Source organism: Carboxylicivirga longa, assembly GCF_050589825.1.
GTDB lineage: Bacteria > Bacteroidota > Bacteroidia > Bacteroidales > Marinilabiliaceae > Carboxylicivirga > Carboxylicivirga longa.
In genome coordinates this window covers 154997-176523 of sequence record NZ_JBNGOZ010000007.1, presented here as the reverse complement: position 1 = coordinate 176523, position 21527 = coordinate 154997, and the positions used below count along the sequence as shown (strand labels likewise).

Annotated in this window: 13 protein-coding genes and 1 tRNA gene; 13 read left to right on the top strand and 1 reads right to left on the bottom strand. The window is 44.1% G+C overall.

Features of this window, described 5'->3' with window-relative positions; translation table 11 throughout:
- Positions 1 to 13: 13 nt before the first annotated feature.
- From ACRD7A_RS08260 to ACRD7A_RS08230, 7 genes are all read left to right on the top strand, one after another.
- Complete coding sequence (locus tag ACRD7A_RS08260; RefSeq protein WP_430810727.1) at positions 14 to 895, top strand: discoidin domain-containing protein; 882 nt, start codon at positions 14 to 16, stop codon at positions 893 to 895.
- A 268-nt stretch (positions 896 to 1163) separates the two neighbouring features.
- The gene (locus tag ACRD7A_RS08255; RefSeq protein ID WP_430810728.1) at positions 1164 to 4043 is read left to right on the top strand and encodes a M60 family metallopeptidase; all 2880 of its coding nucleotides are present in this window, start codon (positions 1164 to 1166) and stop codon (positions 4041 to 4043) included.
- A gap of 224 nt (positions 4044 to 4267) precedes the next feature.
- Complete coding sequence (locus ACRD7A_RS08250) at positions 4268 to 4843, top strand: RNA polymerase sigma factor (protein ID WP_430810729.1); 576 nt, start codon at positions 4268 to 4270, stop codon at positions 4841 to 4843.
- Positions 4844 to 4939: 96 nt separating this feature from the next.
- Entirely contained in the window at positions 4940 to 5977 is a 1038-nt protein-coding gene (locus tag ACRD7A_RS08245; RefSeq protein WP_430810730.1) for a FecR family protein, read from the top strand.
- 93 nt (positions 5978 to 6070) lie between these two features.
- Positions 6071 to 9412: a TonB-dependent receptor gene (locus ACRD7A_RS08240; protein WP_430810731.1), complete on the top strand. Its 3342-nt coding sequence runs from the start codon at positions 6071 to 6073 to the stop codon at positions 9410 to 9412.
- Between the two features lie 12 nt (positions 9413 to 9424).
- Complete coding sequence (locus ACRD7A_RS08235) at positions 9425 to 11017, top strand: RagB/SusD family nutrient uptake outer membrane protein (protein ID WP_430810732.1); 1593 nt, start codon at positions 9425 to 9427, stop codon at positions 11015 to 11017.
- Positions 11018 to 11366: 349 nt separating this feature from the next.
- A complete protein-coding gene (locus tag ACRD7A_RS08230) occupies positions 11367 to 15206 on the top strand; it encodes a glycoside hydrolase family 2 TIM barrel-domain containing protein (protein ID WP_430810733.1) in 3840 nt (1279 codons plus the stop codon).
- A 351-nt stretch (positions 15207 to 15557) separates the two neighbouring features.
- Here the strand turns inward: ACRD7A_RS08230 and ACRD7A_RS08225 are convergent, their stop codons facing one another.
- Complete coding sequence (locus ACRD7A_RS08225) at positions 15558 to 17270, bottom strand: glutamine--tRNA ligase/YqeY domain fusion protein (protein ID WP_430810734.1); 1713 nt, start codon at positions 17268 to 17270, stop codon at positions 15558 to 15560.
- Positions 17271 to 17405: 135 nt separating this feature from the next.
- Between ACRD7A_RS08225 and folB the strand changes: the two genes are divergently transcribed.
- The 6 genes from folB to ACRD7A_RS08195 all read left to right on the top strand — a co-directional run bounded on the left by folB (position 17406) and on the right by ACRD7A_RS08195 (position 21508).
- Positions 17406 to 17774, top strand: a complete 369-nt coding sequence (folB, locus tag ACRD7A_RS08220) for a dihydroneopterin aldolase (RefSeq protein ID WP_430810735.1) — start codon at positions 17406 to 17408, stop codon at positions 17772 to 17774.
- Positions 17775 to 17776: 2 nt separating this feature from the next.
- Entirely contained in the window at positions 17777 to 17968 is a 192-nt protein-coding gene (locus ACRD7A_RS08215; protein ID WP_430810736.1) for a cysteine-rich CWC family protein, read from the top strand.
- A gap of 55 nt (positions 17969 to 18023) precedes the next feature.
- Positions 18024 to 18094 (top strand) — tRNA-Cys (locus ACRD7A_RS08210).
- A gap of 207 nt (positions 18095 to 18301) precedes the next feature.
- Positions 18302 to 18496, top strand: a complete 195-nt coding sequence (locus ACRD7A_RS08205; RefSeq protein WP_430810737.1) for a YwbE family protein — start codon at positions 18302 to 18304, stop codon at positions 18494 to 18496.
- A 1095-nt stretch (positions 18497 to 19591) separates the two neighbouring features.
- A complete protein-coding gene (locus ACRD7A_RS08200; protein WP_430810738.1) occupies positions 19592 to 20167 on the top strand; it encodes an RNA polymerase sigma-70 factor in 576 nt (191 codons plus the stop codon).
- 318 nt (positions 20168 to 20485) lie between these two features.
- Positions 20486 to 21508, top strand: coding sequence for a FecR family protein (locus ACRD7A_RS08195; RefSeq protein ID WP_430810739.1), 1023 nt, complete (start codon positions 20486 to 20488; stop codon positions 21506 to 21508).
- Positions 21509 to 21527: the final 19 nt, after the last annotated feature.

The window sequence follows — 21527 nt, the reverse complement described above, 5'->3', positions numbered from 1 at the left end:
AAAAGATTGTAGAATGAAACTATTATATTTTAGCTTTTTATCCGTTTTGCTGGCAATAATGACCGTCAGCTGTTCCGATGATGATGAGACCGTGGCACCGCCGCCATCGGCTATTAGTGAAGTGCGTGTGGAACCCCGCGTGGGAGGTGCGGCTATCTTTTGGAATGTGCCAGCCGACTCTAATTACCTGTATGTGGCAGCTCGTTTTGAGAAAAAGGAATCAATGGTAAAGCAGCTCGCTAGCGTTTATAGCGATAGTATTTTGGTGGAAGGACTGTTAAATAAGTTTGAGTACGATTTTTCCTTGCAGACATATAATGCCGATGAAGTAGGAGGCGAAATACTGCATACTGAAAAAGTACGTCCTATCAGACGTCCCATTGAAGTTACTTATAGCCTTGATGATGCAGTGGAAGTTCCTTTGACTGCTGATATGATTGATACTTATACCCAGGAGCAAAGCGAAGGGCCAAAAGAGAACTTGTTAGATGATAACATTAATACCTACTGGCACTCGGCATGGTCATCGGGTAAGGCTCCTTTACCCCACCATATTCAAATTAATTTTGAGGAGCCAACCAAGCTGGGTGCTTTTAACTATACGCTTCGTCAGGGAGGAAACGATCAACATGATCCTAAGCGTTTTGATTTGCAAGTGAGTGAGGATGGCGCTACCTGGGAGACAGTTTGGGTATCAGCACCTAACTTGCCCATTGCTCCGGAGACGGATGAGTTTACACTGAATATGAACAAAAATTTCGAATCTAAGTATTTCCGTATTCGAATTATCGAAACAGCCGCCAATGGCCAATGGACTTATTTGAGTGGTATTGAGGTTTTGTCTCTGGGTGAGGAGCTTACCGACCTGGAGGAAGTAGCTGAGGAGAATTATTAAATCTTAATTCAATAAAATTTAGTTATTTGGCAGGCAGGACCTTCCTGCCTGCCAAATTTCAAGCCTTCTTTCCGACGACCCTATTAATTCAATTTCAGCGTTGTCAATTAATCCTTATTTGCTAACCGGCTCATCTGATGAGCTGTTCAAAGGTTTCTTACATTCTGATATTTCAAGCTGAAAGCACGTTCATGTCGTGTGATGAATATTTTGAACCAATTTATTTACAACAGTCATGTGATTGGCCTTTGAAAAATATACAATGAATATGAAATCAATAATCCTTATTTTGCTAAGCGTGCTTTTAACCTGCGCCCTGCCGGCCTGTAGCGATGATGGTGAAAGCCCTGGAGTTACCACCCTGGAAATTGCTGAAGGCAATACACAATTGGGCTTTCAGGTGCACGCTTCGACTAAAGATGTGAGTGTAAAAACCAATGCCGAGGCTATAAACATTACTAGTCAGTATGAATGGTGCCAGGCTATCTTTAATGCCGACCGTGGTGTGCTTACGATTAATGTTGAAGAGAATCCCAGTTTAGAGAGTCGCGAATGTACCATCAAGCTAAGTGCCGGAAGTAGTGAAGCTACTATTACTGTAATGCAGTTTGGTGTAAAACCACAGATATTTTTGCCTTCACGCCTTGTGGAAATTGATTTTAAAGAGCAGGTACTGGAGTTGGATGTTATGTCCAATGTTGAGGTTGTGGCAGTATGCGATGCGGTGCCTTGGGTACAGAATGCCGCGGATTTGAAATCGGTAAGCATTGATCCGGTCAGCTACTCCTTCCGTTTGCAGGTAGCGGCAGTGGATTCCGAAGCCGGCCGCTCAGGATGGATCTACTTTCACCATACCGAGGGCACCTATAAAGATAGTATGCAGATTAAGCAGGCGCTTGTGGCTTCAGAAGATTATCAACCCGAATCAACCGACTCTTTTGAAAAAGATAAGAAATTAACGATTGCCTCTGCATCACTTTCTCCAGCCGATAAATTTCAGAGTGGACAGGGAATTGAATTATCCATTGATGGCGATCACAACACCTTGTATCATTCCCCCTGGTCGGGTATGCCGGCTGATACGGATATTACACTTGAATATACCTTTGATGCCAATGCCGAAATCTTAAATTATTTGGTGCTCCAACCCCGCAAAAGTGGATCTAATGGCATTATTAAAACCGCTAGCGTATGGGTTACTACCGAGGCAAATTCCGCTTATCAGCAGGTGGCCACCATTGATGCGCCTGATAGTAATAATCCTTTTGTTGTTCGTTTTGATGCACCCGTTGTTGCGCCGCGCTCGCTCAAAATTATTGTAACGGATGCTTATGCCCACGATGTTGGAAAATATTATGTGTCCCTGGCCGAGCTGGAATGCTACGAAAGCAAATCGCTCAACGCGTTAGCCGAAGACCAGCAGTTTTTTACCGATGAAACTTTCTCAGTGCTACATCCCGGGTTTACGGTGCAGGATTTATCACGCATTCAAAATCCTTTTTTGCAGAATATAGCTGCCTATCTATTGGCAGGATGTTACGATGCCACCTACCGGGTGCAAAACTACGAGGCTTATCGTCCTGTGGCTGATTTGGCCAGGGAGCTTAAAACCAGTAGTTATAGCCAGTTTGAGAATCCTACCGGCATGTATTTTAAAACCGGTGACGAAGTGATTATTTTTATGGCTGATCCCAATGGTCAGGATCTTAACCTTCGCGTTAGAGATTGGGGGCCGTCTGGTGATGATCATAGCTATCGTCTATCTAAGGGGCTGAATGTTATTACGATGAAGGGGCAGGGGAATGGTTATGTCAGCTATTATACGCCTGATTATAAAACAGCACAGGATGTAAAAATCCATATCGCATCAGGTCAGGTAAATGGTTACTTTGATGTCACTAAGCATAGCAATGAAGATGGCACAAGTCTATTGGAGAATGCAGTTAGTGAAATAATGGATATCAGAGGTAAAAAAGTACAATTGGCCTATAGTGTGGATGCTTTGCGCACCAATTGCTATGAAAACCTGTATGATCTTACCCTTGTTTACGATAGCATTGTGTCATCGCAACACACAATAATGGGGCTGGAAAAGTATAAGCGTACACCTAAAAACCGAATGTTTGGTCGTGTTATTTGGAATGGCTTCATGCATGCCGATGGTATTGGTGCTGCTTTTAATATAAATACCCTGAAATCAATTGCAAATTATGAGCGCTTAAAGAATACGATATGGGGTCCTGCTCACGAGTTTGGTCATGTTAATCAGGTACGACCCGGTATGAAATGGGTGGGTACTACAGAGTGTACAAACAATATTTATTCGGCCTGGATACAATTTTGCTACACGCCGAATAATTTACGCCTGGAACATGAAAATGTAGGAGGAAGCATTGGGGGCAGATTCAATGCCTATCTGAATAATGCTTTTGTTAATAATCAGGAATGGGGATTACAAGGAGGCCCAGATAGTGGCTATGGCCCCGGAAATGATGGTACATGGGGCGGCGACCACTTTGTTAAGCTATGTCCGCTGTGGCAATTGCAATTATACTTTCACGTAGCCGGCGAGGGTAATGAATGGTATCGTCCGTATTTTTATGGTGATGTGTTTGAGGCAGTACGTAATACCGATGAGCAAGGGTTCACACATGGTGAAATGCAGGTTAATTTTATTAAGAATATGTGTGATGCAGTGCAGTACGACCTCACTGATTTTTTTAAGCGTATAGGTATGCTACAGCCGGTAGATAAATTCTTTGGGGATTATTCGAACGCGCAAAAAACCATCACACAAAGCATGGTTGATGAAGTGGTTAGTTATGCTGCTCAGTATCCAAAATTGGATTATGACTATATCCATTACATTAGTGGCAATAGCTATAAGGCTTATAAACACAAAATGGCTGTTGTAGGGCAATACAATGCCGGACTTGTTGGGGGAATAGTAAAGCAAATCAATCATTCCGTATGGCAAAACGTAACTGTGTTCGAAACCTATGCGAATGATGTTTTGACCCACATCACCATGGTGGGTACGGGTAGTGCCGATAATACAAGCACCAAGGTGCCCTATCCGGAAAGCTCAACACGCATAGAAGCCGTGGCATTTGACGGAACACGCACGCTTGTGTGTGGGCAGCGATAAACAGGAAATTGTTTTTTTTTCATAAATGCATCGGGTCAACCACTGCTTAGCAGGGTGTTGACCCGATTTTTTTTGCTTCATGTCGTGTTGTTGGTCATGTTAAACTGCTGAGTAAGATTTTTTACTGTACATAAAATTAGCTTACTAATAATAGATGGAGATCTTGGGATTTAACTATTCAGCATAAATTCATTAATTTTAGCTACATCAAAAAATAGGGTGTTGTGCAAAGCAAACAGGCAGATGAATTGATTATTAAGGGGTTGAGGGGTGATGATCACGGCGCATTGGAGCAGTTATATTTGCAATATGCCCGGCGTTTATTGCTATTTGTGGGAACTTACCTGAACTGTAAGGACGATTCTGAGGAGATTGTACAGGAGGTATTTGTGAAAGTATGGCAAAAGCGACACGACCTTAAGGCCAACGAGTCACTCAAAAGCTATCTGTTTACCATTGCTTATAATGCCATTAAAAAACGCTTTGTAAAGCAGCAGCGTGAAGCTGGCCTGCAAAAAGAATATGCCGGTTTGTTCTATGATGAAACTGATGGAGCCATACAGCCGGACTACGAGACGCTAATGCAGCAAGTTAATCGTTTGGTGGAAGCCATGCCCGAGAAGCGCAGGGAGATATTCAGACTGTGCAAAAAGGAGGGCTTAAGTGTTCAGGAGGCAGCCGCTTACTTGCAGGTTTCTGAAAAAACCGTTAAGAATCAGCTTACTGAGGCTTATCGCTTTCTACGTCAGGAACTAAAGGATGTGTTGGCACTGGTACTTCTCTTTCAGTTTTTACACTGATTAACACTCTTTTTAAAATAAATCACAAAAAATATTAAAATCGAATAGGACCTTTGGTTTTGTCAGGGATTGTATAGGTGTAAGCAGCTCTGATTAATGAAAGAACTAAAGAATATACAAGATAAGTTAAAGCGCAAACAGTCCTTAACTGATGAAGACTATTCGCTTCTGAGCGCCTTGCTGGATAATGCCAATAGCGAGATGGCTGTTAGGGATTTATTGCAGCAGCATTGGGCACAGTTGTGCAATGATGCTTCTTTAACCATGCAGCAGCCCGATGAACTGTTTTATAAGATTCATTACGAGGCCATGCGTTCCGATAGGCCTAAAATCCGTCGATACAGAAAGACCTTCCTGTGGGTACAACGCGTTGCCGCGATTTTACTATTGCCCGTTTTATTCCTGTCACTTTGGTATTTTACGGCTCAGCAATCGGCTACTGAGCAGCCCTCACTGGTTTTAAATATTGAGTCACCCGGCGATGCTAAAACACGTTTTTTTCTGCCGGACGGATCTGTTGGATGGTTGCAGGCTAATTCTACCCTTCAGTATCAGCTGGACGAGGAGCAACAGCGCCTGGTGAGTCTTCAGGGAGAGGCCTATTTCGATGTGGCAAAAAATGCCGAGCAGCCTTTTGTGGTGCAGACTGACAATTTTAAAGTACGCGTCCTGGGTACGCGCTTTAACGTGGTATCCCAGCCCGATGCTTCCTTCTCCAAAGTGTACCTCGAAGAAGGACGTGTGGAGATGCTGGATGCCAATAATTACCCGCAAGTGATATTACAACCCGGTGATGAGTACCTGTTTGATAAGGCACATGGTGCTTATTCGGTAAGTAAAGGCCTTGAAGAAGAGCACCTGGCATGGACGCAAGGAAAACTATTGCTGAAGAACAAGCCGCTCAAAGAGGCTGCGAGGGCGCTTGAGAAATTCTATGGTGTTGACATTATCATACTCGATAAGGAGTTGGAGACAATGCCCGTTTATGCAAAAATACATGATGAAACATTGGAGGAGGTGTTGAACCTTACTGAGTTGATCTTACCCATTGACTATCGTATCGAAAAGGCAATGCCACAAAAAGATGGCTCATTTACAAAGACAAAAGTGTATATAAGAAAAATAAATCATTAAAAATAAAAACAGGAAAGTGCTGGCACACGATCCTGTTGATAAATGCAGAGTGTAGAATCAGTTAAATTTTTACTCCACAAACATTACAAATTTATGAAAAAAAAGCAGAAACCATGGGAATGGTGTAAGCATTCCCTGAGCAGACAATTACGCATTATGAAGGTCTTAAGTGTTTTAATGTTAGTAGGTATCATGCAAGCCTACGCGGTAACAGGTATGTCGCAGGATAAGAATGTGAGCCTGAAACTAAAAGAAGCCAAGATGCTGGATGTAATCTCCGAGCTGGAGAAGCAATCGGGCTACACCTTCTTTTTTAGTCCCCAAAGTATCGATGTGGAACAAACCATTAGCGTGGATGTGAAGCAGCAGAACATGTCAGAAGTGTTGGATGCCCTGTTTGGTAATAGTGATGTAAACTATCGTATTATCGATAACCGCGTGATCCTAACCAAGCAAGTTCAACAGCTTGGTAACCAAAAGCAGACGCTGACAGTGAATGGTTCGGTAAGGGATAAGCATGGCGAGCCGCTGCCCGGCGTTAACGTGTTTGAAAAATCCAATCCTACCAACGGGGTAATTACGGGTATTGACGGTAACTATCGCATTGAAGTAAGTTCGCCCGAGGCCGTGGTTACTTTTTCGTACATCGGATTTGAGAGTCAGTCCGTTGAAGTAGCTGGTCGTAACAATATTAACATCACGCTACTGGAAGAAACAACCGGCCTGGATGAAGTGGTGGTAGTAGGTTATGGTGTGCAGAAGAAGGTGAACCTAACAGGGTCGGTTGCGACTGTAGATAGTAAAATGCTGGATAACCGTCCAATGAGCAATGTGTCGGCCGGTTTGTCCGGATTGCTACCAGGTGTTTATGTAAAGCAAAGTAGTGGTATGCCGGGTAACGATGGAGGAACCATCCGTATACGGGGTACGGGTACGCTAAACAATTCATCACCAATGGTAATTGTCGATGGTGTTGAGTCAAGTATGAGCGAGTTATCGCCCGAAGATATTGGTTCTATTTCAGTGTTGAAAGATGCTGCCTCGGCTGCTATTTATGGATCAAAGGCCGCTAACGGTGTTATTCTGATTACTACAAAGAAGGGTAAAGAAGGTGCACCAGTAGTTAAGTATTCAGGTGACTTTGGTTGGCAGGCACCTACTGCTCTGCCCGATTTTTTAGGATCAGCCGATTATGCTGAGCTTTATAACGAGGCGCTGGAGAATGAAGGTAAGTCAAAGCGTTTTAGCGATGAAGACATAGCGCTTTTTAGAAATGGGACTGATCCTTTCGGACACCCCGACACCGATTGGCTGGATATGTTGTATGCCGGATCAGGTTTTCAAACCTCCCATAACATTTCTTTATCGGGTGGTACTCAATATACCACTTACCGCACTTCTGTTAACTACCAGAAGCAAGAAGGTATTATTGAGCATACCGGAAAAGATCGTTATAATGTGCGTACCAATATTACCAGTAATCCTTATAAGTGGTTAACGAGTAATGTAAATTTATCATACACTCGTCAAACACTAACAGAGCCTAATAATGCTTATGTAGGAGGTGGTATCGATCAGATTATACGTCAGGCCTATCGTATTTCGCCCTGGATACCTTATAAGAATGAAGATGGTACCTATGGTACAATTTCGGATGGTAACCCCATTGCATGGCTCGACCAAGGTGAGCAAATCAATAAAAAGCAGAACTTCTTCCTGGGTGTAGGTTCCTTAACTTTTACCTTAACCGAAGGGCTTACAGTAAAGGGTACAGCTTCTATTCGTACTTATAATGAGGATAATAACGAAAAGAATATAGAGATTCAGTACAATCCTTCTAAGTATCATGGTCCTACAAAAATGAATCAGTATCACACGGGTTCAGAGCGCATCACCGGTGATATTGTGGCTAATTACGTGAAATCTTTTGGCGATCATAACCTGGCACTGATGGCCGGTTATCATGCCGAAAGCTACGATTATAAGCGGACAAGAGCTTATCGCGAGAATTTCCCAAGTACCTCTTTGGGCGATATTAATGGTGGTGCTACCAAAGGAATGGTGAGTGAAGGTTATACGCGTGAGCTGAATATGTTATCCTACTTTGGTCGTGTTAACTACGATTTGAATAGTAAGTATCTGTTAGAGGCAAACTTGCGTTACGATGCCTCATCGCGTTTCCATGAAGATAACCGTTGGGGTGCATTCCCATCTTTCTCAGCCGGATGGCGTTTGTCAGAAGAAGGATTTATGGCTGATTTGAAAGAGACCGTTAATAACCTGAAGCTGCGCGTTTCATGGGGTGTATTGGGTAATCAGGATGCTTTGAATGAGTACTATCCAACTGTACCAACACTGTCGTTAGGAAAGGATTATCCTTTTAACAGTGAAATTAATTCGGGTGCAGCTATTGTACAGGCCAAGAATAAGAATTTAGTGTGGGAGAAAACTACCTCGTGGGGTATCGGAGTGGATTTGACTTTACTATCCAAAGTAAATGTGTCACTCGACTATTACGATCGTCATACAACCGATATTATCATGAAGGTGCCATCGCCTGAAACCTTTGCTTTATCAGATTTCTACGATAACGTGGGTGAAATGTCAAATAAAGGTATTGAAGCTACTTTCCAGTACAATGATAAGTTCGGTCAGGTGGGCTTTAACTTTGGCGGTAACCTGGCCTATAATGCCAACGAACTATTAGCATTGGCTGGTCAAAATCAGTTGATCGATGGTCGTTACTTACGTCGTGTAGGAGAGGCGGTAGATGTGTTCTATGGCTACAAAACTGATGGCTTGTATCAGTCAGAGCAAGGCATAACCGACTGGGCTCAAAACACCCTGTATGCTCCCTCTAAGATACAGCCCGGTGACCTGCGTTATGTGGATGTAACCGGTGATAATAAGGTGGATGGCGATGATCGTACCATATTGGGTAAGTCAACTCCTGATTTCATCTATGGATTCAACCTGGGAGCTGATTATAAGAACTTTGATATAATGGCGCTTTTCCAGGGAACAGCCGGTGGATATGGATACATGGATTTTAGTGCCATTGGCGGTGTTAGTGGTGATTCTAACAAGCCTTCAGCGATGTGGAAAGATCGTTGGACACCTACTAACACAAATACTTCGGTACCACGCGTTACCGATTCAGAATATGGGGTTAGTATGCCACAAAGTCAAACCACTGAATATTGGTTGAGAAGTACGAACTTCCTTCGTTTGAAGAATCTGCAAGTAGGTTACAACGTGCCGGAGCATATCCTTGAGAAAGTGGGTATATCCAGAGCACGAATTTATTACAGTGGCGACAACCTGTTTACAATCACCGATTTTATTAAGGGCTTCGATCCTGAAGCACCTTCCGGACGCGGAAGTGGCTACCCTGTGGTGATGGTTAATTCTTTTGGTGTAAATGTTACATTTTAAACGAAACAGACAATGAAAAAATATATAATTCCTTTTGCATTGGCCCTATTGGTCATGTCATGTAGCGAGTCATTTTTGAATGTGGCACCAAACGATTCGCTTTCCCCTTCTACCTTTTGGAAGACCGAAAATGATGTTCAGCTTGCACTGACAGGTTGTTATAATGATTTTGAGGGAGGTGCCGGTTTGATGTATCGCGAATGTGGTTCGGATAATGGCTATAATAACTTCCCCTGGGAAGGCTGGACTAATATTGGTAACGGTAGCTTAACGGCTGCCAACCCTGGAAGCAGCTATTTTGGTTACTCCACTATCTATCGCTGTAATGAGTTTTTGGATAATGCCGCCAAGGCAGATATCCCCGGGGCTGACCTGGAGATATATGAAGCACAGGTGCGTTTTGTAAGGGCCTATAAATACTATCAGTTAGTAGTGAACTATGGTGATGTGCCTCTAATTACTGTTAACTACGAACATCCCGATGATGCCAAGGTGCCCCGCAACCCTAAGGAGGATGTGATCAAATTTATTAAGGATGAGTTGAATGCCATTATTAATATTTTACCTGCTGAATATGATGCGGCCGATTATGGTAAGGCTACCAAGGGGGCAGCACAGGCGCTCCTCATGCGCATGCAATTGTATTATGGTGAATATTCTGATGCGCTGGAAACAGCAAAAAGTATAAAAGGCTACTCGCTTCACCCTGATTTTGCAGGTTTGTTTAATCCTGAAAACGAGCAGAATAGTGAAGTTATTATGTCAGTGCAGCACACAGCTGACTTGTACAGCTTAAATTACACACCCTTTTTGCCCAACGGTAGTGGTGGTTGGTCGTCCGTAGTGCCAACCCAGCAATTGGTTGATTGTTACGAAATGGCCAATGGCCTTACGATTGAAGAGGCTGCAGCGGCCGGTGAGTACGACGCGCAGAATCCATATAAAGATCGTGATCCACGCTTAAGAGCCAGTATTATTTATCCTGGCCAGGTGTGGCAGGGCAGTCCTTACCGTTCCATCGAAAAAGGAGATGCCAACCACTATCAAACTGCGAACAACGCTTCAAAAACGGGTTATAATTTCCGTAAATATGTGAATTACCTGGATGCTTCACCCGATGCCCCTTATTGGAATTCCGGTGCCGATATTTACATCTTCCGTTATGCTGAGGTATTGTTAACCATTGCCGAGGCAAATATAGAGTTGGGTAATGTTAATGATGAGGTGTATTCAGCGCTTGATGATGTGCGTCAGCGTGCCGGTATGCCTGCTGTAGATCGTGATAAGTATAATACGGTTGATAAACTCAGACAGCTGTTGCGCAACGAACGTCGAGTGGAGTTTGCCATGGAAGGGCTGCGTCGCGATGATATGATTCGTTGGGGCATTGCTTCCGATGTAATGAATATTAACATGACAGGAGTACGCGAAGGAGTGGTGCTTGATACTCAAATGGAGAATGGTGATTATAATGTACTTATGGATCAGTCACCGATTGTGGTTGAGTCAAGAACGTTTGAAGCGCCTAAAAATAATTTACTGCCCATTCCGCAGTATGCTATTGATAAAAACCCGAATTTGAAGCCTAATAATCCGGGTTACTAAATACACGTTAATGATTAAAAGAAGGAAGAGGTGTCTTGACAGGCACCTCTTTTTTTATTCAAAAACCCCCGCTTTTTCAATATAAAAATAATCGAATAAAGGCACAATAATCGTCGGGGGATGTTAAAAATTGTCATCATCAGCCCCTGGGGTAGTGAATACTTGTAAAATAAGTTATTTTCGTGCGCGGAGCTTAATGATTAGAATTGGCTTATGCCTTTACTGCTTCAGGTATCGAATTTCTAAAATTCAGCTCCTGCAATGCTTTGTAAGCTAATACGTAAGTTCTAAGACCTAAACCCAAACACCTGTTTTCTAACAACTAATAATCATATACAAACACAAACAGATGACAAACAAGTTGAAGACAAGGCGCTTGTTGACTGCCGCACTTGCCGGAGCATTGGCTTTAGGTAACGCGCAGGCACAGGATAAGGAGGCCTTGCCGGATTGGCAAAATCCGAAAGTATTTGAGATTAATAAGGAGGCAGCTACTGCCCATTTTATTCCATTTGAATCGGAGCGTGATGCCTGGGATGGCGTTGCAGCTAACTCTGCTTATCGCCAGAGCCTCAATGGAACCTGGAAGTTTAACCTGGCTAAGACACCGGAGCAGCGTCCTGCCGATTTCTACAAAGAAAGCTATGATGTAAGTGATTGGGACAACATTCAGGTTCCGGCCAACTGGGAAGTAGCGGGCTTCGATACGGCCATTTATGTAAATACCACTTATCCGTTTTGGGACATTGCCCGTAAACGACCTGAGCCACCATTGATTCCCGAAGGTTATAATCCGGTGGGTTCTTACAAGCGTACTTTCGAGCTTCCGGCATCGTGGAACGAACGTGAGATATTTGTGACTTTTGGCGCGGTTAAGTCGGCTTTTTACCTATGGGTAAATGGCGAGAAAGTAGGATATAGCCAGGGCTCCAAACTGCCGGCTGAGTTTAATTTAACGAATTATGTAAAACCGGGTGAAAACACTATTGCGCTGGAGGTGTATCGCTGGTCGGATGGTAGCTATCTGGAGTGTCAGGACTTCTGGCGCCTGAGTGGTATCGAGCGCGATGTTAACCTGTGGGCACGCCCCAAAACACGCATTCGCGACTTTAAGATTGTTGCCGGTTTGGATGAGCAGTATCAGAACGGTGTGTTTGATCTGAGCGTTGAGGTGTTTAACCACACGGCTAAGGCGCAGGCTCACACTTTGGAGCTGGCGCTTCGTAGCTGGGATGGTAAGGAAGAGTTGCTTACTATGAAGCAAAGCATCAAGGCAGCCGAAGGAAGTAACAAAGTGGCGTTCGAAACAAAAACCATTGAGAATCCGCTGAAGTGGAGTGCCGAGCAGCCCAATTTATACCGCGCCCTTATCACCTTAAAAAATAAAAAGGGTAGGGTGGTTCAGAGCCTCACTCAGGATGTGGGTTTCAGAACGGCTGAGGTGAAGAATGGTCAGTTCCTGATTAACGGCCAGCCTGTGCTTGTGAAAGGAGTGAACCGCCATGAGCATGATCCGGATAAAGGACATGTGATTGATGAGGCCAGTAGGTTGCTGGACATCCGCCTGATGAAGGAGAATAATATCAATACGGTGCGCACCTGTCACTACCCTACCGATGAGCGTTTTTATGAGCTTTGTAACCGTTATGGTCTATATGTGATTGACGAGGCGAACATTGAATCGCACGGCATGGGCTATGGCGACCGCAGCCTGGCTAAAGATCCTGAGTGGGAAGCGGCACACATGGCACGCACGGTGCGCATGTACGAGCGCGATAAGAACCAGCCCAGTATTGTTACCTGGTCTTTGGGTAACGAAGCGGGTAACGGCGTTAACTTTCAGGCCACTTATAAATGGATGAAAGAGCAGGATAGTACGCGCCCTGTGCAGTACGAGCGTTCAGGCCTGGAAGAGAATACCGATATCTATTGTCCGATGTATGCCAGCATTGCCCACATGGTGGACTATGCCAAGGGCAACCCCGACCGTCCGCTCATTCAGTGTGAATATGCCCATGCCATGGGTAACAGCTGTGGTGGTCTGGCCGATTACTGGGCTGCCATAGAGCAGTATCCGGCGCTTCAGGGTGGTTGTATCTGGGACTGGGTAGATCAGGGACTACGCGAAGTGGATGCTAATGGCCGTATGTATTATGCCTTTGGTGGCGATTATGGTACTAATATGCCCAGCGATGACAGTTTCTGTCTGAACGGCTTGGTGAACCCCGATCGTAAGCCTAACCCTCAGTTGTACGAAACAAAAAAGGTATATCAGAACGTAGCGATTACTGCCAAAGATCTTACTCAGTATGTATTTGAGATTCAGAATAAGTATTTCTTTACCAATCTGAATGAGTTTGATATGATCTGGCGCATCGCCAATGCCGAGGGTGTTGTGGCACATCAGACCCTGAATGTGGAGGTGGCGCCTCAGACAAAAAAGGAGATATCGCTTAATGTAGGCAAGCTACCTGCCTTAAAAGCCGGACAGAATTATACACTTACCTTCTCATTCGTTCGCAAGGAGCGCAAAGGTCTGGTGAAAGCCGGTCATGAACTGGCGTGGGAGCAGTTTGTATTGCCTGTCGAAGCAGCGAAGGTAACTAAGTCAGCTGAGCCCGGCATCTTGTCACTTACGCAGGATAAAGCATCTATCAGCTTGTCGGGTGCTTCATTCAGCCTTGTACTGGATAAGACCAGTGGTGTGATCAGTACTTACTTATTCGGGGGTCGTTCGCTTATTGAGCAGGGGCCGACTTTGAATTTTTATCGTCCGGCAACAGAGAACGATGTGCGCGATCATCATGGACAGCGCGAGTGGTTGAAAGCCGGATTGAATAAGCTGACGCAGCGATTGGATGGCGATATCGAAATCACTACGGTGAATGAGGGTCACAAACGCCTGGAGTTGCCTTTGACCATAGAAAATAAAGAAACGAACACCACCATTCAGGCCATACAGCAGTATGATGTGTATGCCGATGGAACCGTAGTAATGAGTGCTTTTGTGCAGTTGCCCGCCAAGGTAAAAGCACTGGCCAAGGTGGGTTATCAAGCCTTGTTGAATAAAGCGGTTGATCAGGCTGCCTGGTATGGTTTGGGGCCGGTTGCTACCTATGCCGACCGCGATGCAGCCGGACAGCTGGGATATTACGAGGCGAGTGCCAAAGAACTGTATGATGCTAATCTGGTAGTGCCACAGGATAATGCCAACCGCAGTGGTGTGAAATGGGGAGCCATTACCAACGTAGAGGGGCAGGGTTTCTTCTTTACTGCTGACGAAGATTTTAACTTCAGTGCCTATCCTTATGCCGATGCAGCGATCGATAAAGCACGTCATATCAATGAACTTGATGAGGCTGATTTTATAACGCTTAACCTCGATCACCAGTCGGCAGGACTGGGAACAGCCACTTGCGGTCCCGGTGTATTGCCCGATTATGTGGTGACGGATAATGCCTATCGTTTTAAGATGGTATTAAAGCCAGTGGATTTGAAGCAGCAGGATATCTTTGACGAGGCGGCTGCCACAGCAGAAAAAGTGTTACCCTTGTTGCGCGTTGCTCCTGCCGTGAAGGCTCTTCGTTCGGATAAAGGGGTAGTAACACTTTCTACGCAGGGCGAAGCAGCTATTTACTACAGCTTGAATGGCGGTAAGAAAAAGGCCTACACGAAGCCCATCGACCTGCAATATGGTGGTAGTATAGCGGCATGGTCGGTACGTAAGGGAATGCGAAATAGTTTTCCGGTGCATTACGACTATGACATCCTTAAAAATGATTGGTCGATAGTTGAACGCAGCAGCGCCCATCCGCATTTCGAGGCTGAAAACATGATTGACGACAATCGTAACAGTTTTTGGCACAGCGACTGGACCAAATCCGATGAGGCTATGCCGCATCATGTGGTAGTTGATATGGCCAAGGTGTTAAACTGCAGTGGTATTAAGTATGTACCGCGTCAAGGAAACACAAATGGGCGTATCGGCACTTATCAGTTTGACTTAAGCCTGGATGGTAAAAACTGGATTACGGTGATTGAGAAGGGTAGTTTTGAGAACAGTGCCAAGGTTCAAACGGCTAAGTTCAAAAAGCCCGTTAAAGCTAAATTCTTCCGTTTAACCATTAAGGAAGAAGTGAATAAGAACTTCTACGCCAGTGTTGGCGAGTGGTCGGTGCTGGTTGACTAAGACATGCGCTGAATAAATACAAAAAATCCCGCATCTGAATCAGGTGCGGGATTTTTATTATGGGTCAATATTTGTTCAATCTGAAAGAATCATATTTTTCTTCTTCCCTTTGCTATTAAGGGCAAGGGGAAGTACGCCGCCTCGGGCGGTGGGATGGGGATTCAGCAATATAGCCGACCACAGATTTGTAATATAAACCACGAATGTGGTTTAACTAAAATAGCCCCGGATCAAATCCGGGGCTTATTAAAATGTTATTATTTTTGAGTCCTTAAGGGATTCAATTATCCTGAGCTAGCGTCAACTCCTTCCTCTTGGTGGCGGAGCATGGCGCATATAAATACTATCTCTTTACTTCTTTTTCTTTGTCCAGGAGTCTTTCAAAGTCACAGTACGGTTAAATATCACATTATCCTCCGTAGAATCTTTATCGATACAGAAATAGCCCAGTCGCTGAAACTGATAGCGTTCAATGCCATCGTTAAACTTGGCGCCGGCATCTCTGTAGTTGGGCTCAATATAGGCGGTGTTAATCACCGACAGAGAGTTGGGGTTCAGGAACTCCAGAAAGTCCTTGTCCTTGTGTCCGTCGGGCGACTCATCCATAAACAAGCGATCGTATTGCTTCACCTGAATGGTTTTAGCATGTTCGATGCTTACCCAGTGCAGCGTGCCTTTCACCTTGCGGTTACTGCCTTCCATGCCACTCTTAGTATCCGGATCGTAGGTGCAGTAGATTTCTGCGATCTCACCGTTCTCATCCTTTTTGATGTCTTCGCACTTCACGATATAGGCATTTTTTAGGCGTACCTCACGGCCCACATCCATGCGGAAGAATTTACGGGGCGCATTCTCCATGAAATCATCTCGCTCAATGTATATCTCGCGACTAAATGGCAGTTTGCGGGCACCCATGCTTTCATCTTCCGGGTTATTGATGGCCTCCATCCATTCCACCTGTCCTTCTGGGTAGTTGGTGATGATGACTTTTACCGGATTTAGAACAGCATACACACGTGGTGCTTTCTTATTCAAATCTTCGCGTATGCAGTGCTCCAGGAGCGCCACATCAATTACATTCTCGCGCTTGGCCACACCAATCTGGTCGGCAAACTTACGGATGGACTCCGGTGTATAACCTCTGCGGCGATAGCCCGAGATAGTAGGCATGCGTGGGTCGTCCCATCCGGCCACGTAATTTTCGTTTACCAGCTGAAGCAGCTTGCGTTTGCTCATCACTGTATAGTTAAGGTTGAGGCGGGCAAACTCAATCTGACGGGGGCGTGCCTGTTCCTTTAGTTCGGGTTGAAAACTTAGTATCTGATCGAGAAACCAGTTGTATAGTGGACGGTGAACTTCAAATTCCAGTGTACATATCGAGTGGGTGATACCTTCCATAAAATCGCCCTGACCGTGTGCAAAATCATACATGGGGTAGATGCACCAGGTGCTGCCTGTGCGGTGATGATCAGCATGTATGATGCGATACATCAGGGGGTCGCGCATGTGCATATTGGGCGATGCCATATCTATCTTGGCACGCAACACACGCTCGCCATTCTGGAATTCACCTTTGCGCATACGCTCGAATAAATCCAGATTTTCTTCAATACTACGATTGCGGTATGGACTTTCCTGACCGGGTGTCGTCGGTGTTCCTTTTTGGGCGGCTATCTCTTCGGCACTCTGATCGTCTACATAGGCCTTCCCATTTTTGATAAAAAGAACGGCCCATTGATAGAGCTGCTCAAAATAGTCGGAGGTAAACTTGGGCTCTTCGTTCCACTGAAACCCCAGCCAGTTAACATCTTCCTTGATCGACTCCACATATTCGGTATCTTCCTTGGTGGGATTAGTATCGTCAAAGCGCAGGTTGGTACCGCCTTTATAGTGCTTACCAAGGCCAAAGTTCAGGCAGATAGATTTGGCGTGCCCAATATGCAAGTAGCCGTTGGGCTCAGGCGGGAAACGTGTTAAAACAGCGCCTCCGTTCTTATTTTCTTTTAAGTCATTATCAATCTCCTGGTGAATGAAATTCGTTTTTGGCGTTTCGTTCAATTCCATCTGCTCGTGTTTTGTAATTAATCGAATTTACGTATTTTGATGCATGCACATCAGCTACAAAAGTAAGAGTTTTTCGACTTAAAAATCTGATGATTCGGTCTTAAAAGCTTATTTTCGCCAAAAAAATAAAATAGCATGGAGCAAAAGCAAATGATTGGTGTTATTGAGTTGGAAGAAATGGAGTTTTACGCTTATCACGGTTGTTTTAAAGAGGAGCAGGTAGTGGGTAATCGTTTTCTTGTGAAGGTAACTTTGGAGACTGACTGTAGTAAGGCGGCCGATAGTGACGATATTAATGATGCCCTCAATTATGTACGCGTGTATGAAATCGTGCGTGAGCAAATCATGCAGAAGTCTCACCTATTGGAACATCTAAATAAGCGCATTATCGATGGTATTTACGCACGCTTCCCACAGTTGCTGAAAGCCACCGTGAAGGTGTCGAAGATGAACCCTCCGATGGGAGGACAAATGAAATGTGTAAGTGTTACTTTTAGCCGTTAACGATGGAAGCAAAAGACGAGATTGCCAAAACATGCCCGCGCTGTGGTAAGGGCTTTGTCTGCTATGCCCGGTCCCAAAAGAAATGTTGGTGCGAAGATTTTTTTATCTCGCCCGAAAATCTTAAGCGCCTGGCAGCGAAATACAACAGCTGCCTGTGTCCTGTATGTTTGAAGATTTATAGTGAAAAGAGCTAATAAAAATTTGCGAGTAAAGATATTTATTGCTTATTTTGCAAGCCGAAAGACAAAGGGTTCCTTGGCCGAGTGGCTAGGCACTGGTCTGCAAAACCAGGTACGGCGGTTCGAGTCCGCCAGGAACCTCAGATTAAAACAAAGGATGATTTTCAGTAAGCTGAAAGTCATCCTTTTTATTTAGATGCCTTTTTTAAGGAATTCATTTTTTATTATGCAGTAGGCAATAGTTGATATACCAGACGGTTTTTTTCAGGGGAACATGAATGCTGTCAGGTGTCGCATGATGGAGTGTGACAGAAGATGTAGAAATAAAATTTAGAATATAGAGTAAAAATGGACGGGAGAGAAAGAAAAAACATTAAGAAGGGAACAAAAGTAGCAATTCTTCAAAAGCAGGATGAGCGTTCAGGACATTTGACCCATGGCGTAGTTCAAGAGGTAACAGAAGATGTGTCATTTCATTTGAAGGGTATTGAGTGTAAGCTGAAGACTGGCCAGGTGGGGCGTGTAAAGATGATCAAACTGTAACAGCGAATTGTTCGAAAATAAGTGAGGGTGTCCTACATAGGGCACCCTTTTTTGGTAACACTTATCGGATGACTAACCTCACAAGCATCTACTAATGTACACGGCGCTTATGAAGTAAACGCTTTTCTTAAAGCCCGAAGGACTTAAAAGTGAATAAGGAACGGTTCATATGTCAATGAATGAGAACCTTGAGTATGCGTTAGTAGATCTTAATTCAGAACCCGAAGGGTTCAAATATCAATAGCCACAGGTGACAACCTGTGGTGTTCATCTTACAATATTCACCAACCCCGGAGTGGGTTGAATATCAGGAACGATTCCCTAGAAGCAAGATTTGCATAAGGAGCCGTTCCGTTACTTTAAGGATCGCATCTGATTTACATTACACAGATTAAGCTGCGATCCGGTTTTAATGATCCTCATTCCACTGCCTATGGCAGTGCACTTCCCCTTGCCTTCAAGGGCAAAGGGAAGAATGCACACAGCGCTTATGAAGTAAAAGCTTTTCTTAAACCCCGAAGGACTTAAAAGTGAATAAGGAACGGTTCATATATCAATGAATGAGAATCTTGAGTATGCGTTAGTAGATCTTAATTCAGAACCCGAAGGGTTCAAATATCTATAGCCACAGGTGACAACCTGTGGTGTTCATCTTACAATATTCACCAACCCCGGAGTGGGTTGAATATCAGGAACGATTCCCTAGAAGCAAGATTTGCATAAGGAGCCGTTCCGTTATTTTAAGGATCGCATCTGATTTACATTATACAGAATTAGCTGCGATCCGGTGTTAATGATCCCCATCCCACTGCCATGGCAGCGTACTTCCCCTTGCCTTCAAGGGCAAAGGGAAGAATGTGCAAGGCGATTAAGAAGCAAGTGCTTTCTTAGATCTCAAAAGCTTCGATCCTTGCAAAAATGAACAGAACCCATAGGAGCCCCTATGTATGCGAAGGGTATTATAATGTTGCAACACTTATAAGATCCCTAATCTCACAAACAACTGTCAAGTCATCCGATATGTAAGTTCAGAGTAGCATCTTGTATTGAACTATTCTGTTTGTCACGATAGTTATTATCTTCGTAGCCGGTTTTATGAGAGAATCTGATGATATATCCGAAAAGTTCCTGATGCAGCAGTTTATTCAGGGAAACGAAAAGGCTTTTGATGCTGTTTTTCGAAAGTACTATAAGTTGCTATGCGCACGGGCTGTTATTTATATTAAAGATAATGATCGGGCTCAGAGTATTGTGCAGGATTGCTTTGTCAGTCTTTGGGAAAAGCGTCACTCCCTGGGTACGATTGAAAAACTGCATCCCTTCTTGGCAACCGCGGTGCGCAACAAAGCATTAGATTTTCTGCGTAAGGAAGCTTCGGAGAGCAAGCTCATTGATGCCTTAAAAGTGTCGGAGGGCGAAGTCCTTATCGATAATATGGCCATCACCCTTGAATTTGAAGAGCAACTGATGACGGCTATCTCAATGTTGCCAGATCGCTGTAGGGAGGCTTTTCAGTACAGCCGTTTCGAAGGAATGACCTATTCAGAAATTGCAGTTAACATGAATATATCGGTTAAGGCAGTGGAAGCCTTAATCGGTCGGTCTTTAAAGTTGTTAAGGCGCGAAATGATAGATTACCTTCCGCTTTTTGTTCTGTTGTTTATTAAGTAAAGGCCTAATTGCCAATTATCTTCTTGTGTCAAACACGCCATTAACCTGAGGAAGCCATCCAGCCTGTTGACTGCAAGCGCGAAGCGGCATGTCTAGCTATTAAGCAAATTTCATTAAGGCATACTCGTTGCTCGTGCAGTTTCAAAAGATGTACTACAGTGTGAATTTGTAAAAATATGCGTATCTCTTAGTTTATTGTTAGTCAGTATCATACACCTATAATCTATTTATCATCCTCAATCCAACTAAAAAAAAGTTAATTTTTTATATAGGGTATGTGGGGGTAGGTTTCGTCTGTTAAGTAGAAGAGCGAAAATAATGGATAATACAATAGATCAATTGCTGGCAAAATATTTTGCTGATAAAGTGACTCCGGATGAAAAGGAGCAGGTGGAAGCATGGCGCAGCAGTTCGGTAGATAATCAACGGCATTTCGATCATTATCAGCAGCTTTGGAATAGGGCTGCACAAGCATCATTCATCGATGACCAAACCCTGGAAACCGCTTTGAAGGCTACTAAAAGCCGTTTGAGGTTGCATACTGTTAATAAGCTTTACTGGCGCATCATCCGTCAGGTGGCAGCCGTACTTATCATCTCTGTAGGTTTAGCTGCCCTATATCAAACGTTGGATTTGTCAGTATCGACCGTTAAGGAGGATACGGTGGCTATGCAGCAGGTAAGGGCTGTGGCAGGCGGTAGCACTAAATTGCAATTACCCGATGGTTCAGTAGCGCATCTTTTTTCGGGCAGTACACTTACTTTCCCCGTGGTGTTTTCCTCAGAGCACCGTAGTGTAAAACTTGTGGGCGAAGGATTTTTTGAAGTCACCCATAAAACGGATCATCCATTTATCGTAAAAACCCATGGGTTGAATATTAGGGTGTTGGGTACTTCTTTTAATGTAAGGGCAAATCAGGATGAGGACTATGTGGAAACTGTACTGGTAGAAGGATCTGTAATGCTTGAACATGAAGAAAATGGACATGTGAATGTATTAAAAACACTCAAGCCTAATCAGCGCTCCGTGTATCACTATGCATCCAATCGACTAAAGGTAATTGATCAACCGGATGTATCTGTTTACACAGCCTGGAAGGAAGGGCGACTTATTTTTGATGCCACGCCCCTTGCCGAAGTTGCCCATAGGTTAGAAGAGTGGTATCAAATAGATATTGATATTGAAAGCGAGACCATTAAAGAATACAAAATAACGGGTGAGTTTAGCGGTGAGCCACTGCAGGAAGTGCTACAACTTATACGCTTAACTTCGCCTATTGAGTTTAAAATTGAAAAAAATGACAAGCGTATGGTGAAAAAGGTATTGTTAAAAGAAAAGTAAGTGGTAATGAGGCTGGGGT